General features: G+C 72.1%; 14 protein-coding genes. 4 read left to right on the top strand and 10 right to left on the bottom strand.

Translation table 11 applies throughout. The features are described 5' to 3' along the window. Window positions 1-24: 24 nt before the first annotated feature. The 6 genes from ACQP03_RS23750 to ACQP03_RS23725 form a co-directional block, all read right to left on the bottom strand. A complete protein-coding gene (locus ACQP03_RS23750; protein WP_433461207.1) occupies window positions 25-1,050 on the bottom strand; it encodes a LacI family DNA-binding transcriptional regulator in 1,026 nt (341 codons plus the stop codon). A 780-nt stretch (window positions 1,051-1,830) separates the two neighbouring features. Further along, entirely contained in the window at window positions 1,831-2,640 is an 810-nt protein-coding gene (locus ACQP03_RS23745) for a metal-dependent hydrolase (RefSeq protein ID WP_357128210.1), read from the bottom strand. Between the two features lie 103 nt (window positions 2,641-2,743). Further along, window positions 2,744-4,381, bottom strand: coding sequence for a serine/threonine-protein kinase (locus tag ACQP03_RS23740; RefSeq protein WP_357128213.1), 1,638 nt, complete (start codon window positions 4,379-4,381; stop codon window positions 2,744-2,746). A 118-nt stretch (window positions 4,382-4,499) separates the two neighbouring features. Continuing rightward, entirely contained in the window at window positions 4,500-6,233 is a 1,734-nt protein-coding gene (locus tag ACQP03_RS23735; protein ID WP_357128216.1) for a serine/threonine-protein kinase, read from the bottom strand. Between the two features lie 83 nt (window positions 6,234-6,316). Further along, window positions 6,317-7,651, bottom strand: coding sequence for a glycosyltransferase family 4 protein (locus ACQP03_RS23730; RefSeq protein WP_357170943.1), 1,335 nt, complete (start codon window positions 7,649-7,651; stop codon window positions 6,317-6,319). A 137-nt stretch (window positions 7,652-7,788) separates the two neighbouring features. Continuing rightward, window positions 7,789-9,732 (bottom strand): amylo-alpha-1,6-glucosidase, encoded by a 1,944-nt coding sequence (locus ACQP03_RS23725; protein ID WP_357128222.1) that lies wholly within the window; start codon window positions 9,730-9,732, stop codon window positions 7,789-7,791. A 42-nt stretch (window positions 9,733-9,774) separates the two neighbouring features. Here ACQP03_RS23725 and ACQP03_RS23720 point away from each other — a divergent pair, with 42 nt between their 5' ends. Then, window positions 9,775-12,480, top strand: a complete 2,706-nt coding sequence (locus ACQP03_RS23720; RefSeq protein ID WP_357128225.1) for an MGH1-like glycoside hydrolase domain-containing protein — start codon at window positions 9,775-9,777, stop codon at window positions 12,478-12,480. Here ACQP03_RS23720 and ACQP03_RS23715 read toward each other — a convergent pair. Further along, window positions 12,464-12,703, bottom strand: a complete 240-nt coding sequence (locus tag ACQP03_RS23715; protein WP_357396709.1) for a hypothetical protein — start codon at window positions 12,701-12,703, stop codon at window positions 12,464-12,466. The two genes, ACQP03_RS23720 and ACQP03_RS23715, sit on opposite strands and share 17 nt — an antisense overlap. Before the next feature lie 60 nt (window positions 12,704-12,763). Here ACQP03_RS23715 and ACQP03_RS23710 point away from each other — a divergent pair, with 60 nt between their 5' ends. After that, window positions 12,764-13,063 (top strand): ribosomal protein L7/L12, encoded by a 300-nt coding sequence (locus ACQP03_RS23710; RefSeq protein ID WP_355052769.1) that lies wholly within the window; start codon window positions 12,764-12,766, stop codon window positions 13,061-13,063. A 318-nt stretch (window positions 13,064-13,381) separates the two neighbouring features. Here the strand turns inward: ACQP03_RS23710 and ACQP03_RS23705 are convergent, their stop codons facing one another. Continuing rightward, on the bottom strand, window positions 13,382-13,750 hold the full coding sequence (locus ACQP03_RS23705; RefSeq protein WP_357128231.1) for a hypothetical protein: 369 nt from the start codon (window positions 13,748-13,750) through the stop codon (window positions 13,382-13,384). 40 nt (window positions 13,751-13,790) lie between these two features. Continuing rightward, window positions 13,791-14,174: a DoxX family protein gene (locus ACQP03_RS23700; RefSeq protein WP_357128234.1), complete on the bottom strand. Its 384-nt coding sequence runs from the start codon at window positions 14,172-14,174 to the stop codon at window positions 13,791-13,793. 221 nt (window positions 14,175-14,395) lie between these two features. On the opposite strand from ACQP03_RS23700, the gene ACQP03_RS23695 reads away from it, so the two are divergent. Continuing rightward, the gene (locus ACQP03_RS23695) at window positions 14,396-15,208 is read left to right on the top strand and encodes an RNA polymerase sigma-70 factor (RefSeq protein ID WP_433461206.1); all 813 of its coding nucleotides are present in this window, start codon (window positions 14,396-14,398) and stop codon (window positions 15,206-15,208) included. A 13-nt stretch (window positions 15,209-15,221) separates the two neighbouring features. On the opposite strand, the gene ACQP03_RS23690 is transcribed toward ACQP03_RS23695, so the two are convergent. Continuing rightward, window positions 15,222-16,424, bottom strand: coding sequence for a low temperature requirement protein A (locus ACQP03_RS23690; protein ID WP_357170949.1), 1,203 nt, complete (start codon window positions 16,422-16,424; stop codon window positions 15,222-15,224). Window positions 16,425-16,601: 177 nt separating this feature from the next. Here ACQP03_RS23690 and ACQP03_RS23685 point away from each other — a divergent pair, with 177 nt between their 5' ends. Further along, window positions 16,602-17,177 carry a TetR/AcrR family transcriptional regulator gene (locus ACQP03_RS23685; RefSeq protein WP_357170951.1) on the top strand — a complete coding sequence of 192 codons (576 nt, stop codon included), beginning with the start codon at window positions 16,602-16,604 and terminating at the stop codon, window positions 17,175-17,177. Window positions 17,178-17,194 lie beyond the last annotated feature (17 nt).

The following is a 17,194-nucleotide window of genomic DNA, read 5'->3' as shown; positions in this document are numbered from 1 at the left end:
GCGGCGGCGGGCCGTTTTTACTGGTCAGCCCCCATGGGGTCGCTCCGGTCGTGGTGCCGCGGTCGATCCCCGCACCTCCAGCGAGCACGGCAGCAGTTGCTGGTGGCGCTCGTCACCGGGCCCGTCCAGGTGGCGTACCAGCGCCTCGATCGCGATCCGGCCCAGGGTCGATCCGGGCGAGGTCATCGCGGTCAACGCCGGGGTGGCCAACTCGGCGACCTGCGGCGAGGTGACCATGGAGACCACCGACACGTCGTCCGGCACCGACAGTCCGCGCCCGGTCAGCTCACCGAGGATGCCGAAGAGCGCCGTCTCGTTCATCGCCAGCAGGGCGGTCAGCTCCGGGGCCCGGGTGAGCGCGGCGGCCAGGGCGGCCCGCCCGCCGGCGGCGTTGTCCTCGGCCGGGATCATGATCGGTTCCAGGCCGTGGCCGGTCATGGCCGTGACAAACGCGTCCCGGGTACGCAACGCCGGGCCGTAACCGCTGGCCAGTGTCGCCGCCGAGTGGTTGACGTAGACGATTCGGCGGTGCCCCAGGCCGACCAGGTGCGCGACGGCCTCCCGCACGGTCTGGTCGAAGTCGATGTCGACGAAGGACAACCCGGTGGCGTCGCCGGTACGCCCGATCAGCACCAGCGGCACGCCCGCCTCCTGGAGCACCGTGACCCGCTCGTCGGCGAGCTGCACCTCCATCAGCACAACGCCGTCGAGCATCCGCTGACTGGCCAGCCGTCGCAGGTCGTCGAGGTCGCCACCGCCGACCGGCGAGAGCACGAGGTGGTAGCCGACCGCGCTGGCCGCGGCGGCGGCACCGGTGACGAACGCGGTCTCGGTGGCGCCCAGACCACGCTCGTCCATCGGCATCAGCAGACCCAGGATGCGGCTGCGCCGGCTGGCCAACCCCCGAGCCATGGCGTTGGGCTGGTAGTCCAGCTCAGCCATCGCCGCGAGCACCTTGGCGCGAGTGGCCTGGGAGATCGGCCGAGCGCCGGTGAGCACGTACGACACGGTGCTGACCGAGACCTGCGCAAGGCGGGCGACGTCGTGCATCGTGGCCACCGCCCACCTCCTCCGGCCCGGAGTGGAACCGCTTCGGGATGATCGTCGAAGCGTTTCGACGAAACGTTTCGACAGACGCTAGGTCACGTGTTACGGCACCGTCAATAGCCGATGTCGAAAAGGAGTCGGCGAGCTGGCACCGGCGATCCGCAGATGCCCGCCAGGGCACGGCTGCGCTGTGTGGAGCACGTGTCTGGGCGTGCCTCGGCGTGCCGGGGCAGCAACTTCACTGATGTTGCTGTCTCCGGCGAGGCTGAGGCAGCAACTTCGGTGATGTTGTGAGGATCTTGGGCGCGGGGCGCGGGGCGCGGGGCGCGAGGCGCGAGGCGCGTCGATCTTGCGTTTTCTGCGCCGACAAAACGCGCAAACCTCAACACTCCGTCGACCGTAACTGCAAGATCGGCGCGAGCGGTTAAGTCCTGCCTGGCCCTCGCCCGGACAGCGCGGCAAGATCGCACTCGATCCAGGATCTGGTGGTGTCAGCGCGACGTTAGGCCACTACATCCTGGATCGAGTGCGATCTTGACGTCGGCGGCACCCCGCATCGCGTCGATCTTGCACTTTCTGCGGCGACATAGGGCGCGAAGCAGGACGGATCGGCATCCGCAAGTGCAAGATCGGCGCGGTGAGCGCGGTGAGCGCGGTGAGCGCGGTGAGCGCGGTGAGCGCGGTGAGCGCGGTGAGCGCGGTGAGCGCGGTGAGCGCGGTGAGCGCGGTGAGCGCGGTGAGCGCGGTGAGCGCGGTGAGCGCGGTGGGGTGCGGGGTGGGTTTTTATACGTCTATGTTGAGGCGTTGTAGGACTGAGGGCGCGATCAGGCCGGCGGTGGAGAGCACCACGATCACGGTCAACACGGCGCGCAGGACGACGACCTCGGTCTTGCTGCCGGTGCGCAGCGCGATGCTGTTCGGGAGGCCGATCATCGTCCACATGCGGCGGCGGATCGGAATCGGCCAGAGGATCGGCACCCCGGCCCTGGTGATCATGTCGCCGAGGATGTGCACGAGGCAGCCCACCCCGACGGCCGTGCCGATCAGCGGATAACCGCGTCCGCCCGGCAGGTTGGCGAAGGTGAACCAGGCGGCCCCGGCCGACGCGAGCGTCACGATCACCCAGCCGGCCCGTTCGGCCCACTCGTCGAAGAGCCCGCGCAGGGCCAGGCCGAACATGAAGAACAGGATCGTGATCACCGCCCACTTGCCGTACGCGGCGCAGAGCGCGGTGGTGCCCCAGCCGACCAGCAGCGTGAACGGGAGCGTGTGGGTGAGCGTGCGGTGCCCGTTGTTGCGACGCGGGTCCTTGCTGAGCTTCGTCGCGTAGTAGACGCCGAGTGAGATCTTCTCCATCACCTCGGCCACGAAGAGCGAGAAGACCCCGAACGTGCGGGCGACGGTAGCGCCACCCTGGTTGCGGGTCACCTTGCCGGACAGGTCGAGGTCGGGAAAGAGCGCCCCACCCGCGCACACCGCCGTACCCACCGCCAGCGCCAGCGGCGACTGGTGGTAGTCGGCGAACTGGTCCAGCGCCCAGGACCCGGCCAGCCATACCGCCGCGCCGGACAGCGCGTGCGACGGTCCCATCATCTTCGGCTCACCCTCCCCAGGGATCTTGAGCGCCAAAACTACGCCACTGTAGCCAGCACCGGTGTCGCAGGGGCGTCAGTTGACCCGTCCACAGCGGACAGTGTCAGAGGGTGGGCGTGAAGCTCTGCCGGATCATCACGAAGTATGCCGCGTTGACCTGCCAGTCGAACTCCTTTGTCAACCACGAGACGGTGTAGGCGTGTCCGGCCGAGGTGTTGGCGAGCAGCCGGATGCTGTGCACCCGTTCGCCGGCGGCGTTCTCCCAACTGCACTCCCAGAGGGCCCCGCCGTCGAACACGTCCAGCGCGGAGATGTCCAGCTTGCGGTAGCCGGGGAGCGCGTCGGCGGCGACGAGCCGCTCCTCCTGGGCCCTCAGGTGCGCCAGCGGATCGGTCCGTGCCGGTCCCGCCTCGACGCTGAGCACGCGCGCACCGCTGGGCTCCCGGAAGCAGGTCACCGCCCCTTCGGTCCAGCGTGCCCAGCCCACCGGGGCGGCGATGCGGAAGCCGGTCGGGTCGGTGTGCCAGGTCCAGCCGTCCCGTAGCCCGTACCGCGCGTCCTTCGGTGGTGGGGTCGAGGGCACCGGCGTGGCCGTCGGTGGCGGGGGCGTGGCGCAGGCGAACGCGGCCGGTCGGGTGGCGGTCGCGCCGCCGCCGGAGCCGGACGGTGGCGTGCGGTCGTCCGAACGGTGCAGCAGCGCCGCCGTGACGCCACCGGTGACGAGCAGGGCCACCGCGGTCGCCGCCCCGCCCCAGGCGATGACCCGTCCGCGTCGGCCCGCGGCGCGGTCCCTCGGGCGACGGATCGACGTCGCCGGGTCCGGCGCGGGATCCGGAGCGCGGACCGGGGCGGACGCGGCGGCCCGGGCCGCGCCGCGGACCGCCGCCACCGCGGTGGACCGTGCCGGCGGGGGCTGGTCGTGGTCGGCCGCCGCTGCCGCCGCGCGCAGCAGCGGCTCGGCCTCGGCGGCGGTCAAGCGCCGCCAGGGATCGCGCTGCAACAGGCCGCTGATCACCGGGCGCAGGGGGCCGGCCCGGCGCATCGGATCCGGCGGCTCGGTGGCCAGCGCGCTGAGCGTCGCCATCGCGCTGGACCGGGCGTACGGGGACTGCCCCTCGACCGTCGCGTAGAGCGTCGCGCCCAGCGACCACAGGTCGGTACGCGGGTCCGACACACCGTCGCGCGCCCGCTCGGGTGCGACGAACTGCGGGGAGCCGAGGACCAGGCCCGGTCCGGTCATCGCCCCGTCACCACCGTCGAAGGTGGCGAGGCCGAAGTCGGTGAGCACCACCCGCCCGTCGTCGGCGACCAGCACGTTGTGCGGCTTCACGTCGCGGTGCAGGACACCTGCGGTGTGCGCGGCCCGCAGCGCGGCGAGCACCGCAAGCCCGATCTGGGCGGTGCGGGTGGGGTTGAGCGGACCCTCGGCGTTGATGATCTGCTGCACCGACCGGGATGCCACGTACTCCATCACGATCCACGGGTTCTCGCCGTCGTGCACCACGTCGTACAGCCGGACGACGTTGGGGTGGTTGAGCCGTGCGGCGGTGCGCGCCTCGCGGAGCGTGCGCAGCCGTAGCTCCGCCCGCTCGGCCTCGGCCAGCCAGGCCGGCGGCACGACCTCCTTCACCGCCACGTCCCGGTGCAGCATCTCGTCGCGGGCCAGCCACACCCGGCCCATCCCGCCGGTGCCGACCAGGTCGAGCAGCCGGTACCGACCCGCGATCAGCAACTGCTGCACGGTCGCTCCCCCTCGGTCACCCTGCGTTACACGATAGCCACCGTCGCCGATTTTCTCATCCGCTGAGCGGCCTCGATCCACGCCGGACGGGGGGCCGGGCACGGCCATACGGCGCAGGTCAGCGGGGTGGTCGGAAACTGTTTCGCAGAATGGCCCAGTCCCCGTCCGCGGTGTTCCAGTCGCGGTCGTCGGTGATCCAACCCAACGTCCAGCGCGACTCACCCACAATCTGTTGCCGGGCGTGGATCCGCGGACCGTCCGGGGCGTCCCACCGACACTCCCACTCCGCGCCGGTGTCGCCGGGGGCGAGCCGGATCTCGTCGTAGCCGGGCAGCGCGCCGGCCCGAGCGGCCTCGTCGCGGGCCGCCCGTAATCGGGTCATCGGGTCGGCCGCGCCGCCCTCGGCGACGCTCAACGCCCGGCCGGTTGCCGGGTCCTGGAAGCAGGCCACCGTGCCCTCCTGGGAGTAGTACCAGGTCGCCGGGACGGAGACCCGGAAGCCGGTGGTGTCGGCATGCCACACCCATCCCGGTGGCGGCCGGAACCGCTCGCCCGCGGCGGGTGATCCGACCGTGACCGGCGCGCCGACGACGTCCGGGCGGACGCACGGGAACGGCGGCGGGGGCACGTCGCGGCCACCGGGCGGCGGCCGACCCGGACCGCCGCGGTGCGGGCCGCCCCGGTCGTCGCCGTACTCCCCGTCCGGCCCTCGACCGTCGTCCACCTGTCCCGTGGTCGGGGTGGTGGTCGGCCCGGCGGTGCCGGTCGGGGCGTCGCCGGCCACGGCCAGCGCGGTGCCCACCCCGGCGGCGGCCGCCACGAGCAGTGCCGTGACGACCAGCGCGGCCCGCCGGGCCGCTGGCCGGCGGGCCGCTCGCCCCGTCGTGCCGGTGGCGGCGTCCGGCGGGTACCGGACGTCCGGCTCGTCGCTCGGGCGATCATCGAGAGGAGCGTCTCCGGGTGGGTCGACGCCGGAGCCGATCGGGTCGGGCACGGGCTGCGGGGCGGTGGAGTGGGCGACCTCCCCGGAAGTGGACGAGATGCCGGTCGGGCCCGCGGCGGCGCTGAGCAGCCGGCGGGCCTCGTCGTGGTCGAGACGGTCGTGGGGGTCGCGGCGTAGCAGCCCGTCGAGTACCGGCGCGAGCGGACCGGCGTGCGGGGCCGGGTCCGGTGGACCGGCCGCCAGCGCGCTGAGGGTGGCCATCGCGTTGCTGCGGGCGTACGGGGAGCGGCCCTCCACGGCGGCGTGCAGGGTGGCGCCCAGCGACCACAGGTCGGCGGCCACCGTGGACACTCCCTCCGCGGCCCGCTCCGGCGCGACGTACTGCGGGGAGCCGAGCACCATCCCGGGGCGGGTCATCGCGCCGTCCCCGCCGTCGAAGGTGGCCAGTCCGAAGTCGGTGAGCATCACCCGGCCGTCGTGGGCGACCAGCACGTTCTGCGGCTTGATGTCGCGGTGCAGCACCCCGGCCGTGTGCGCGGCCTCCAGGGCGTCGAGCAGGGCCAGGCCGATCCGGGCGGCGCGGGCCGGCTCCAGGGGTCCTTCGGCGTCGAGGACGTCCTGCAGGGTGCGCGACGGGACGTACTCCATCACGATCCACGGACTGCCCTCGACCTGGACGACGTCGTAGAGCCGGACCACGGCGGGGTGGTTGAGCCGGGCCGCGGTGCGCGCCTCGCGCAGGGTGCGCGAGCGCAGCTCGGCCCGCTCGTGGTCGGCCAGCCAGTTCGGCGGTACGACCTCCTTGACCGCGACCTCGCGGTGCAGCATCTCGTCGCGGGCTCGCCAGACCCGACCCATGCCGCCGCGGCCCACCAGGTCGAGCAGCCGGTACCGACCGGCGATCAGCACCTGCGCACGCTCCTCCTCGGCCGCTGTCCGGTGTACACCCTAACCAGCGGATCGGAAGGTACCTATAGGTCGTCCGACGAATCTCAGCAGGCGGCGTGGTCGGCGGCGGCGAGCAGATTGCCCTCCGGAATGGCGATCCGGTTCCGTCCGCCGGCCAGTCGGGCGGCGGCCCGGCGAGCCTGTAGCGGGCCGTGTTCGCGGCGGGCGGTGGCGTAGCTGGCGGCGGTGCGGGCCGCGATGGTGGCCCATCCGTAGCGTTCGCCGACCATGGTCCGGGCCCGTCGGGCGACCCGCCGGGCGAAGACCTCGTCGCCGAGCAGTCGGTCGACCGCGCCCGCGAGGGCGACCGGGTCGCTGTGCGGGAACGTCACGCCGGTGACGCCGGGCTCGACGATCTCGGCGAGGCCGCCGGTACGGGCCACCGCGAGGGGTGCTCCGGCCGCCGCGGCCTCCAGGGCCACCATGCCGAACGGCTCGTAGAGGCTGGGGACCACCGTCGCGTCGGTGGCGCCGAGCACCGCCGGCAGTTGGGTGGCGTCGAGGAAGCCGGTGAAGCGGACGGTCGAGCCGAGCGCCAGGCGACGGGCTTCGGCCTCCAACTCGGGGCGGTACGGGCCGTCGCCGGCGATCACCACGCGCAGCCCGGGGTGCCGCTCGCGCAGTCGGGGTACCGCGTGCACGAGGTGCTGGACGCCCTTCTCGTAGACCAGCCGGCCGGCGTACCCGACCAGCGGACCGTCCGCGGCGAACCGGGCGCGGGCCGACGCGACCGCGCGTGGTCGGGCCCGCCACGCCCGGTCGTCGACCCCGTTGGGGACCACGTCGACCAGCCCGCCCGGTACGTCGAACAGCGAGCTGACCTGGTCGCGCATGTAACCCGAACAGGTGATCACGCGGGTGGAGGCCCCGCTGAGCCAGTGTTCGACGCCGTGGATGGTGCGGTTCATCTCCTCGGGCAGCCAGCCCTGGTGTCGCCCGGCCTCGGTGGCGTGCATGGTCGTGACCAGCGGCAGGTCGAGATGTTCGGACAGCGTCACGGCGGTGTGGGCGACGAGCCAGTCGTGGGCGTGGATGACGTCGTAGGCGCCGGCCTGGGTGGCGCGCAGGGCGGTGCGGGTGAGGGTGTGGTTGAAGGCCATGGTCCACGCCAGCAGCGAGCCGGTGGCCAGGGGGAAGGCGACGGGGTCTTCGGGGGCGCGCAGGATGCGGACGCCGTCGGCGTACTCCTCAAGGGGTGCGCCCTCGGCGTGGCGGGTGACGACGGTGACCTCGTGCCCGGCGGCGGCCAGGGCCACGGACAGGGCGTGGACGTGGCGGCCGAGGCCGCCGACGAGCACCGGCGGGTACTCCCACGACAGCATCAGCACCCGTAGCTGGCGGGCGGGGTTGATGTCGATCACGTGGGCATCGGGTGACATGCGGCCCCCTTTGAGTTGTCCCCGGGCGCGCGCCGACCGACACCGGAGTCGATGTCGCCGTCGCGTCTGGATCGGGGCCAATCCTGCCGGCGCCGAGATAACCAGCGGAGACACCGCCGTTGCGGTCATGTAAAGCGCTACTGGCCTTTTCGGCGCACCCGCAGCAACTCGGCCACCGACCACGCCTGGAACGGGCAGCCGGTCGCGGAGTGCGGCGCGACACCGTCGGCCGTCTCACTTACCGATCCTAGCCCATATTCGGTCAGATGGGACTCAATGCCAATCAATGCGTCATCGACTGGCATCTTGCCCCGACGAGTGGCGTCCACGTACGGGCCGAGCAGCCACGGCCACACCGTGCCCTGGTGGTAGCCGCCGTCCCGCTCGGCCGGGCCGCCCCGGTGGCGACCCACGAACTCGGCCGCATCCTCCGCGAGGCTGCGCGGCCCGAGCGGGGTGAGCAGCCCGTTCGCGACCCGGCGCAGCGTCGCCTCGTCCGGCTCCAGCGGCGCGAACGGCAACGACCAGGCCAGCAACTGGTTGGGCCGCAGCGCGTCGTCGTCGTGCAGGGCGGCCCCACCCAGCGGGTACGCCGGCGCGGGCGCGTCCAGCACGTCGTGCAGCCACCCGGTCGGGGCGGGGAACCGCTCCCGGAACGAGGTGGTGGCCCGCCCGTGTAGTCGCCACAGCTCGCCCGCGTCCTGCCCGGCCAGCTCGGTCAACTCGGCGAGCCCGGCCAGCCCGTTGATCCACAACGCGTTGACCTCGACGGGCTTGCCCGTGCGCGGGGTGACCGGCACGCCGTAGACCCGGGCGTCCATCCAGGTCAGGGCGGTGCCCGGGGCGCCCTGGGTGAGCAGCCCGTCGGCCGGGTCGACGGCGATCCCGTACCGGGTGCCGGCGACGTGCGCGTCGATGACCCCGCGCAGCGCGGGCAGCAGCTCGTCGCCGAGATCGGTGTCGCCGGTGACCGTCACGTGCCGGCTCACCGCGTGCAGGAACCAGAGGGTGCCGTCGACGGTGTTGTACTCCACCCGGCCGGTGTCGGCCGTGTTGGCGAGCATCCCCTCGGAGAGGGTCGCCGCGTACGCCCGCAGCAGCTCCCGCCCCTCGGCGGCCCGACCCGTGCAGAGGAACAGCCCCTCGTACGAGATCATCGTGTCCCGCGACCAGGCCCCGAACCAGGGATAGCCGGCCACCACGTCGACCGCCGCCTGCCGGGTACGGACCACGAACGCGTCGGCGGCCAGCGCCAGCGTCGCGTCCACGTCGTCGGCCGGCTTCGCCGTCGCCACCACCTGCCGGTTGCGTCGCCGGGCCGTCGCCACGATCTCGACGGCCGGCGGCGGCTCCTCGTCCAGCGGAGCGGCCCAGGCCCGCACCGACACCGTGTCACCGGGGCGTTCCAGATCGCCGGCGAAGCGGCCCGCGTACCAGACGTCCTCGTCCGGGTGCAGGCCCCGGTTGGCCTCCTCGCGGTGGTGCACGCCCAGCCACCACTGCCCCTCCGGCGTCCAGCCGGGGCCGGCCAGCCGATATGCGCCCTCGACCACCGCGCCGTCGGCCACCGCCTCGACCTGCGGCGTCGGCCCGTCAGCCCGCCGCTCGCCGTGCGCGTCGCGCCAGGTGCAGGCGGCGGACAGCTCCAGCCGTACCGGACCGCCGGCGACCAGCCGGTGCACCACGGCCACGCAGGAGCGGCCGGGCAGCATGGCCAGCTCGCGTTCGATGACGACCGCGCCGATCCGCCACCGCCAGCGGGGCAGCCCGTCGACCAGCTCGAAGCGCTCCAGCAGCTCGAATCCGCGCGGGTCGACGTCGCCGGAGGACCACTCGTGCGCGCCGAGGCGTACCCGCGCCCCGGACGGCAGGGTGACGGCCGGGTCGAGGCTGACCAGTCCCACCTGGCGGGACGCCGGCGTATCGCCCGGCACCACCAGAAGGCCGTGGTAGCGACGGGTCCGCAACCCGCCGACGGTGCCCATCGCGTACCCGCCGAGGCCGTCGGGCACCAGCCACTCCCGGCTGGACGCGCTGGTCAGGTCGCCGCAGACCTGCGGTCCGAAAATAATGTCGATCAACTTTCCTCCACCGCCGTCGAGGTGTAACACGCCACGGCGAGAATGGCCGCTGTGGTGAAGTACCGCGGCGACGTCAAAGATGTGCACGTGATCACTGACGGATCGTCCTCCGACGCCTCGCCACCCGACGCTGAGCGGCTTCGGCTCGCCCAGGCCGACTCGGGGGAGCAGGACTGGCGTGCATGGGGTCCCTATCTGTCCGAACGGGCGTGGGGGACGGTACGGGAGGACTACAGCGAGCACGGTACGGCGTGGGACTACTTCCCACACGACCATGCGCGGTCCAGAGCCTACCGGTGGAATGAAGACGGCATGGCCGGCGTCTGCGACGACCGACAGACGTTCGCGTTCGCCCTGGCGCTCTGGAACGGCAAGGACCCGATCCTCAAGGAGCGGATGTTCGGCCTCGGTGGTGACAGCGGCAACCATGGGGAGGACGCCAAGGAGTACTGGTGGTACCTCGACAGCACCCCGACGCACTCCTGGATGCGCTGGCGCTACCACTACCCGCAGGCCGCCTTCCCGTACGACGAACTCGTCGCGGTGAACGCGCTGCGCGGCCGGGACGACACCGAGTACGAGCTGGTGGACACCGGGATCTTCGACGACGACCGGTACTGGGCGGTGACCGTCGACTACGCCAAGGCGTCCCCGACCGACCTGTGCATGGTGATCACCGTCGCCAACCGGGGCGACGCGGCGGCGACCCTGCACGTGCTGCCCACCCTGTGGTTCCGCAACACCTGGGCCTGGGGGCTGCCCGGCGGCGACCGGATTCCCCGGCTGACCGGGGAGGGCACCCGGCTGGTCGGCGAGCACCGGGTGCTCGGGCAACTGCTGCTCGAAGGCGACGGCGGCCCGGTGCCGCTGCTCTGCGACAACGACACCAACGCCGAGCGGCTCTGGGGCCTGGCGGGTCGCTCGCCGTACCCGAAGGACGGCATCAACGACCACGTCGTCAACGGCGCGCCCACCGTCAACCCGGCCCGCGAGGGCACCAAGGGCGCGCTGCACTACGTGCTCGACGTGCCGGCCGGCGGTCAGCGCCAGATCCGGCTGCGGCTGACCCGTACCGCGTCGCCTCCGGCCGCCGCCCCGCCGCCCCCGGCCGACCTGCGCGACGGCTTCGAGTCGGTGGTGTGGGCCCGACGGGCCGAGGCGAACCGCTTCTTCGCCAACGTGATCCCGGAGGCCGCCACCGCCGACGAGGCGCTCGTCGCCCGGCAGGCCATCGCGGGACTGATGTGGGGCAAGCAGTTCTACCACTTCGACGTCAAACGCTGGCTGGACGGCGACCCCGGGTCGACACCGCCGGCCGGGCGTCGGCACGGGCGCAACAGCGCCTGGTGGCACATGACCAGCTTCGACGTGATCTCCATGCCCGACCCCTGGGAGTACCCCTGGTACGCGGCCTGGGACCTGGCCTTCCACTGCGTGAGCATCGCCCGGGTCGACCCCGGCTTCGCCAAGGAGCAGATCCTGCTCCTGCTACGCGAGTGGTACCTGCACCCCAACGGGCAGATCCCGGCGTACGAGTGGGCGTTCGGCGACGTGAACCCGCCGGTGCACGCCTGGGCGGCGCTCAAGGTGTTCGAGATCGACGGCGGTAAGGACTTCGAGTTCCTGGGCCGGGTGATGCACAAGCTGCTGCTCAACTTCACCTGGTGGGTCAACCGCAAGGACACCGGCGGCAACAACGTCTTCGAGGGCGGCTTCCTCGGGCTGGACAACGTCGGACCGTTCGACCGCTCGGCGGCGCTGCCGGTGGCCGGCGTGCTGGAGCAGTCCGACGGCACCGGCTGGATGGCCATGTACGCGCTCAACCTGCTCGACATGGCCATCGTGCTGGCCGAACACGACCGGACCTGGGTGGACACGGCCACCAAGTTCTTCGAGCACTTCCTCTACATCGCCGCCGCCGCGTACGAGCAGGGGCTGTGGGACGACGAGGACGCGTTCTTCTACGACGTGCTGCGGCTCGCCGACGGCACGAAGGTGCCGCTGAAGGTCCGCTCGGTGGTCGGGCTGCTGCCGCTGGCCGCCACCACCCGCCTCACCGCCAAGACCCTGCACCACCTGCCGGAGCTGGGCGCGCGGCTGCGCTGGTTCCTCACCAACCGCCCGGAGTACGCCGAGGTCATCGGCACCCGACGGATCGGCCCGGACGGCCGCCAGCAGCGGCTGCTGTCCATGGTCGGTCAGGAGCAGGTGGTCCGGCTGCTCGCCCGGATGCTCGACACCGACGAGTTCCTCTCCGACTTCGGCCTCCGTACGTTGTCCCGCGCACACCTGGACAAGCCGTTCTCAGTCAATCTCGGCGGGCAGGAGTTCTCCGTGGGCTACGAGCCGGCCGAGTCGACGAGCGGCCTGTTCGGCGGCAACTCGAACTGGCGCGGGCCGATCTGGATGCCGACGAATTTCCTGCTGATCAGCGCGCTGCGCGACTACGCCGCGTTCTTCGGGGACTACCTCCAGGTGGAGTATCCGACGCGCTCGGGGGTGAAGCTCTCGCTGGACGAGATCGCCGACGACCTGTCGAGGAGACTGATCTCGCTCTTCACCCAGGACGACTGGGGTCGCCGACCGATCTACGGCGCGGCGCGGCTGTTCCAGACCCACCCCGACTGGCGGGACCTGGTCGCCTTCCCCGAGTATTTCCACGGCGACAACGGCGCCGGACTGGGCGCTTGGCACCAGACCGGCTGGACGGCTCTGGTCGCCGACCTGATCCTCACCCTGCGCCGTTGATCCAGCCCGTGCCCGCCATGCCCGTGCCCACGCCCACGCCCGTGCTCACGCCGACGCCCGTGCCCGCGCCCGTGCCCGCGCCCGCGCCCGTGCCCACGCCCACGCCCGTGCCCACGCCCACGCCCGTGCCCATGCCCGTGCCCGCAAGATCCGCGCAACTTCGGTGATGCTGCTGCATCACGGCGGCCGGAAGCAGCAACTTCACCGAAAGTGTGCGGATCACGCGTGCGGGTGTGCGGTCAGTACCCGCGCCGGTGTTCAATGGCGCGTTATGGAGTGGACAGTGCCCATCGCCGTCGTGTTGTCGCTCGTGCTCGTGTTCCTGGTCGCCGGGGGTGGCCGTCGTTCCGACGCGGATCAGCTGGCTCGCCGGCTCGCCGTGGTCGAGCGCAAGCTGGATCTGATCATGGCGCACCTCGACATCCACGAGCCGGAGCTTGAGGCCCCCGGGGCGGTCCTGCAAGAGCTGCTCGCCGGCCGCAAGATCCAGGCCATCAAGGCATACCGGGAGGCGACCGGTGTCGGTTTGCGAGAGGCCAAGGACGCCGTCGAGTTGCTCGCCCGGCAGCGCGGCCTGGGCTGATTGTCAGCCCTGGTAGGCCGTCGCCGCTGACACCGACCCTTGCCGCGCCGCGCCGTGAGCGCCGCTGCGCCGTGAGCGCCGCTGCGCCGTGAGCGCCGCTGCGCCGCAAGATCCGTGCAACCACGGTGATGGTGCTGTATCACGACGGCCTGAGCCAGCAACATCGCCGAATCTGTGCGGGTCTCGGGACGGGCGCGGCATGATCGTGCCCGATCCTTGTTGTAGTGGTGTCCTCGGCGCGGGAGGCCACTACATCCTGGATCAAGCACGATCATGCGGGTGCGGGGCACTGTGCCGAGCAGGCGTCGACCCGTCGGACTACTCGTAGCCGACGTGAATGATCAACTGCCCGTTCCGGGGTTCCGCCACCACGTAGACGGACCCGGGGTCGAGCAGCTTCGGCGGCAGGTCCTGCTGCTCGGACAGGCCCATCCGCTCGGCCAGCTCCTCCGCTGACTGGCCGGCCGGGGGCGCGACCGTGACCTGCCACGAGCACCCGCCGGAGGCGCACGTCTCGCTCTCGTCGACGACCGTCGCCCCGGCGGGCACGTCCGGGATCCGCCACTTCGGCGGCAGCGAGCCCTCGTCGCCGAACGCCCACAGCGACGCGAACCACAGGCCCCAACCGCAGGCCAGCAGGCCCACGACGCCGAGCCCGGCCAGGAGAAGGCGTCGAGGTGATGTCATCGCGCCAGGCTAGCGAGGCGGTGTGGAGATCCAGTGAACGTCAGCCGGTGAAGGGTTCGAGGCCGAGCCGACCCCAGGCCACGAAGGCGGCCAGGGCGAGGTACACCGCGTTCACCGCGACGAACCTCGCCTCGTCGTAGCGCAGGTGGGTGATCATCGCGCCGATCATCAGCACGATCCAGCAGATGGCGGTGACCGGCACCAGGACCGGTGCGATGTCGAGCACGGCCGGCAGGATCAGGCCGACGGCGGCCAGGAGTTCGAGCACCCCCAGGGTCTTGACGAAGCCGTCGCTGGCGTTCCCGGTCCACCCGCCGCCGCGGTGCGAGGCCAGCTTCTTGCGGGGTACGAAGATCTTGGTGATGCCGCCGGCCAGCGCCACCGTGGCCAGCAGTCCGGCCGCGATCCACAGCACGATGTTCATGGACGTTCCCTTCGGTCGGGGTCGACCAGGAGACACCGCCGGCCCGGTGGCTGTGACTCATCCCGGTGGGTGATGTGCCGCACAGGCCCGTGGTGTCACAGGAGACCGTCGACCGGTGTCGGATGGTGGTGAAGCGACGTCGAGGACAGGAGGCGCGGGTGGATTCCGCCGTGGACGCGTTCGTCACGCACCGGAACCTGCTCTTCACGGTGGCCTATGAGATGCTCGGCTCGGCGGCCGACGCTGAGGACGTACTCCAGGAGACCTGGCTGCGGTGGGCGGACGCCGACCACGCGGCGGTCCGGGACGAGCGCGCCTACCTGGTCCGGATCACCACCCGCCAGTCCCTCAACCGGCTGCGGACGATCGGTCGGCGCAGGGAGTCCTATGTCGGCTCCTGGCTGCCCGAGCCGCTGCTGACCACACCCGACGTCGCCGACGACGTCGAGCTGGCGGAGCACGTCTCGACGGCGATGCTGCTCGTGCTGGAGACGCTCGGCCCGACCGAACGGGCGGTGTTCGTCCTGCGGGAGGTGTTCGAGGTGGACTACGACGAGATCGCCGCGACCGTGCGGAAGAGCCCCGCCGCCGTTCGCCAGATCGCCCACCGGGCACGGGCGCACGTCGCCGCGCGTCGACCGCGCGGTGTGGTCTCCGCGACCGAGGCGCGGCGCGCGTTGGAGGCGTTCCAGCGGGCCGTCGATCTGGGCGACGTGCAGGGTCTGCTCGACATCCTGGCGCCCGACGTCGTCCTGCTGGGCGACGGCGGCGGCATCAAGCAGGCGGTACTGCGGCCTGTCGTCGGCGCGGACAAGGTGGCCCGTCTGCTGGCCTCCCGGCAGGTGGAGGTCGCCGGGCTGTCGCTGCACCCGGCCGAGGTCAACGGCTGTCCGGCGCTGATCGTCCGGTTCGACGGCGAACTCGACACCGTCCTGACGGTGCGTCTCGACGACGGAATCGTCACCGGGCTGTACGCCGTCCGCAATCCCGAGAAGCTGTCGCACATGCGCCAGGCCACGGCGCTGCGCCGGTGAACGACCACGCGGGTCAGAACGGTGGCCTGGCGGCTTCGCGGGGCCGGTCACGGGATCGTCGGGTGTCCACGGCGGCGACGCCGAGCAGCGCCAGTGCGGCGGCCGCGCCGACGGCGAGCGGACGCAGGGGGAGTGCCACCGGAACCAGCAGGGCGAGGGCCAGCAGGCCGGCTGTCCGGGACCGGGAGATCCGGTCGAACACCTGGTATTCCAGGGCCGCCCGTCCGGCGAGGAAGAGCGCCGGGCCGCCGAGGATGGCGATCAGCCAGGTCGGCGGGAGGTGGCCGAGCGGCTTGGTGATGTACAGCTCCATCCCCACGCCGGTCAGCACGATCCCGGCGATCATCGCCAGGTGCGCGAACGCCATCTGCGTGGCGAGCCGGGCGGCGTCACGGGAGCTGCCGATGGCGGCGTCCAGCGTCCCGCCGGCCAGGTGGAAGTAGATCCGCCACAGCAGGACCGTCGTCGCCAGCGCCAGCACGAAGGCGGCGGTCTGCGCGGCATGGAAGCTGCTGCCGCTGAACGCCAGTCCGATGACGAAGATGGCCTCGCCGAGCGCGATGAGCAGGAACTGCTGGTAGCGCTCGGCCAGGTGCTCGGCGGCGAGTCCCTGCATGCCGAGTCGCTGCGCGCCGAGTCCCGGGGTCGGCCACCCGAGGTACGACCCGGTGTAGTCCACCAGGACGGCGACAGCCCAGAGCCAACCGCGAACGTCGCCGTCGTTCACGAGCCCACCGACGATCCAGAACGGCGCGTGCAGGCTGAGCCAGAACACGATCCGGACGGACTGGTGTGGGTCGGGGCCACCGTGGCCGGCGATGTGGAAGTACCCCACCCGTGCGACCTGGAGTGCCACGAGCGTGATGGCGAAGAGCGAGGCCCGCGCGCCGAATCCGTCGGGTACGGCGACGGCCATCGTCATCGCGCCCGCCATCGTGATGACGATGACGGTCTGGACGATCATCGCCTCCGGGTCGAGCCAACTGGTCGACCAGACCGTCAGTGTCCAGACGCTCCACAGCGCCAGGAACAGCAGCAGTGCCTGACCGAGGCCCGCGAGAGTGCCGCGCCCACCCCCGGTGAAGTCGTCGATCAGCCGCAGGGAGATCCGGGTGAGGGCGAAGACGAAGACGAGGTCGAGGAACAGCTCCAGGAAGGTGGCCCGCTCGCGGGCGCCCGCGCCCCGCACCAACCCCCCGCCGGGCATCTTGCTCATCCGCCGACCGCCTCGGCGGGCGGACGCCGTCGAACGACCACGTGCCCTCCCGTCGCGGTGACCTGATCACCTAACGACGCACCACCGGGTGGGGCAGCGAACGGCCCCGGAGCAGGCGATCAGTCACCAATCCGTCACGAGACAGATGCGAACAGTGCTGGTCGTTACGCTCGGCCGGTGTCCGTACCCGCCGAGGAGGCCACCGAGCAGGACCGGCGACTCCTCATCGTCACCGCTGCCCGCGAGTTGGCCGAGGCCGAGGGCTGGCTGGGCCTGAGCGCCCGTCGGGTAGCCGAACGGGCCAACACGGACGTCGGCGACCTCTACCGGCACTTCGCGGACCAGGAGGCGGTGCTGGCCGCCGTCGCGGTGCACGGCTTCGCTGACCTGGCCGCCGCGCTGACCGCGGCGCACGCGGACAACCCGTACCCCGAACGGGCGTGGGCGGTGATGGCGGGCGCGTACCTCGACTTCGCGTACGCCAATCCTGCTGTCTACGACGCCATGCTCGCCCTGACGCCGGACCTCGCCCTCGGCGCGGCCGGGGTGCCGGCGGCGCCACGGGCCGTCTTTGCCGCGCTGCGGGCGGCCCTGCTCCCGCTGGCCCAGGGCCGTGACCCGGACACCCTCGCCGAGCTGGGCTGGAGCCTGCTGCACGGCGTCGTCATGCTCACCCGTGGGGGTCGCCTGCGCCCCGAGGCGCAGGAGGAGCGGGAAGCGATGATCGCGGAAGGCCTGCTGAGATGGCCCTGATCGCCCGCCGCGCCGTC

Source organism: Micromonospora sp. CA-248212 (assembly GCF_050948405.1).
Classification (GTDB): Bacteria; Actinomycetota; Actinomycetes; order Mycobacteriales; family Micromonosporaceae; genus Micromonospora.
Note: the sequence above shows the minus strand (reverse complement) of the source record. Positions and strands in the feature narration are given on the sequence as shown.

Coding starts and splice junctions, on each gene's coding strand:
- ACQP03_RS23750 (WP_433461207.1), bottom strand. CDS start 1,050: ATGCACGACGTCGCCCGCCTTGCGCAGGTCTCGGTCAGCACCGTGTCG.
- ACQP03_RS23745 (WP_357128210.1), bottom strand. CDS start 2,640: ATGATGGGACCGTCGCACGCGCTGTCCGGCGCGGCGGTATGGCTGGCC.
- ACQP03_RS23730 (WP_357170943.1), bottom strand. CDS start 7,651: ATGTCACCCGATGCCCACGTGATCGACATCAACCCCGCCCGCCAGCTA.
- ACQP03_RS23720 (WP_357128225.1), top strand. CDS start 9,775: ATGGCCGCTGTGGTGAAGTACCGCGGCGACGTCAAAGATGTGCACGTG.
- ACQP03_RS23705 (WP_357128231.1), bottom strand. CDS start 13,750: ATGACATCACCTCGACGCCTTCTCCTGGCCGGGCTCGGCGTCGTGGGC.
- ACQP03_RS23700 (WP_357128234.1), bottom strand. CDS start 14,174: ATGAACATCGTGCTGTGGATCGCGGCCGGACTGCTGGCCACGGTGGCG.
- ACQP03_RS23695 (WP_433461206.1), top strand. CDS start 14,396: ATGCTCGGCTCGGCGGCCGACGCTGAGGACGTACTCCAGGAGACCTGG.
- ACQP03_RS23690 (WP_357170949.1), bottom strand. CDS start 16,424: ATGAGCAAGATGCCCGGCGGGGGGTTGGTGCGGGGCGCGGGCGCCCGC.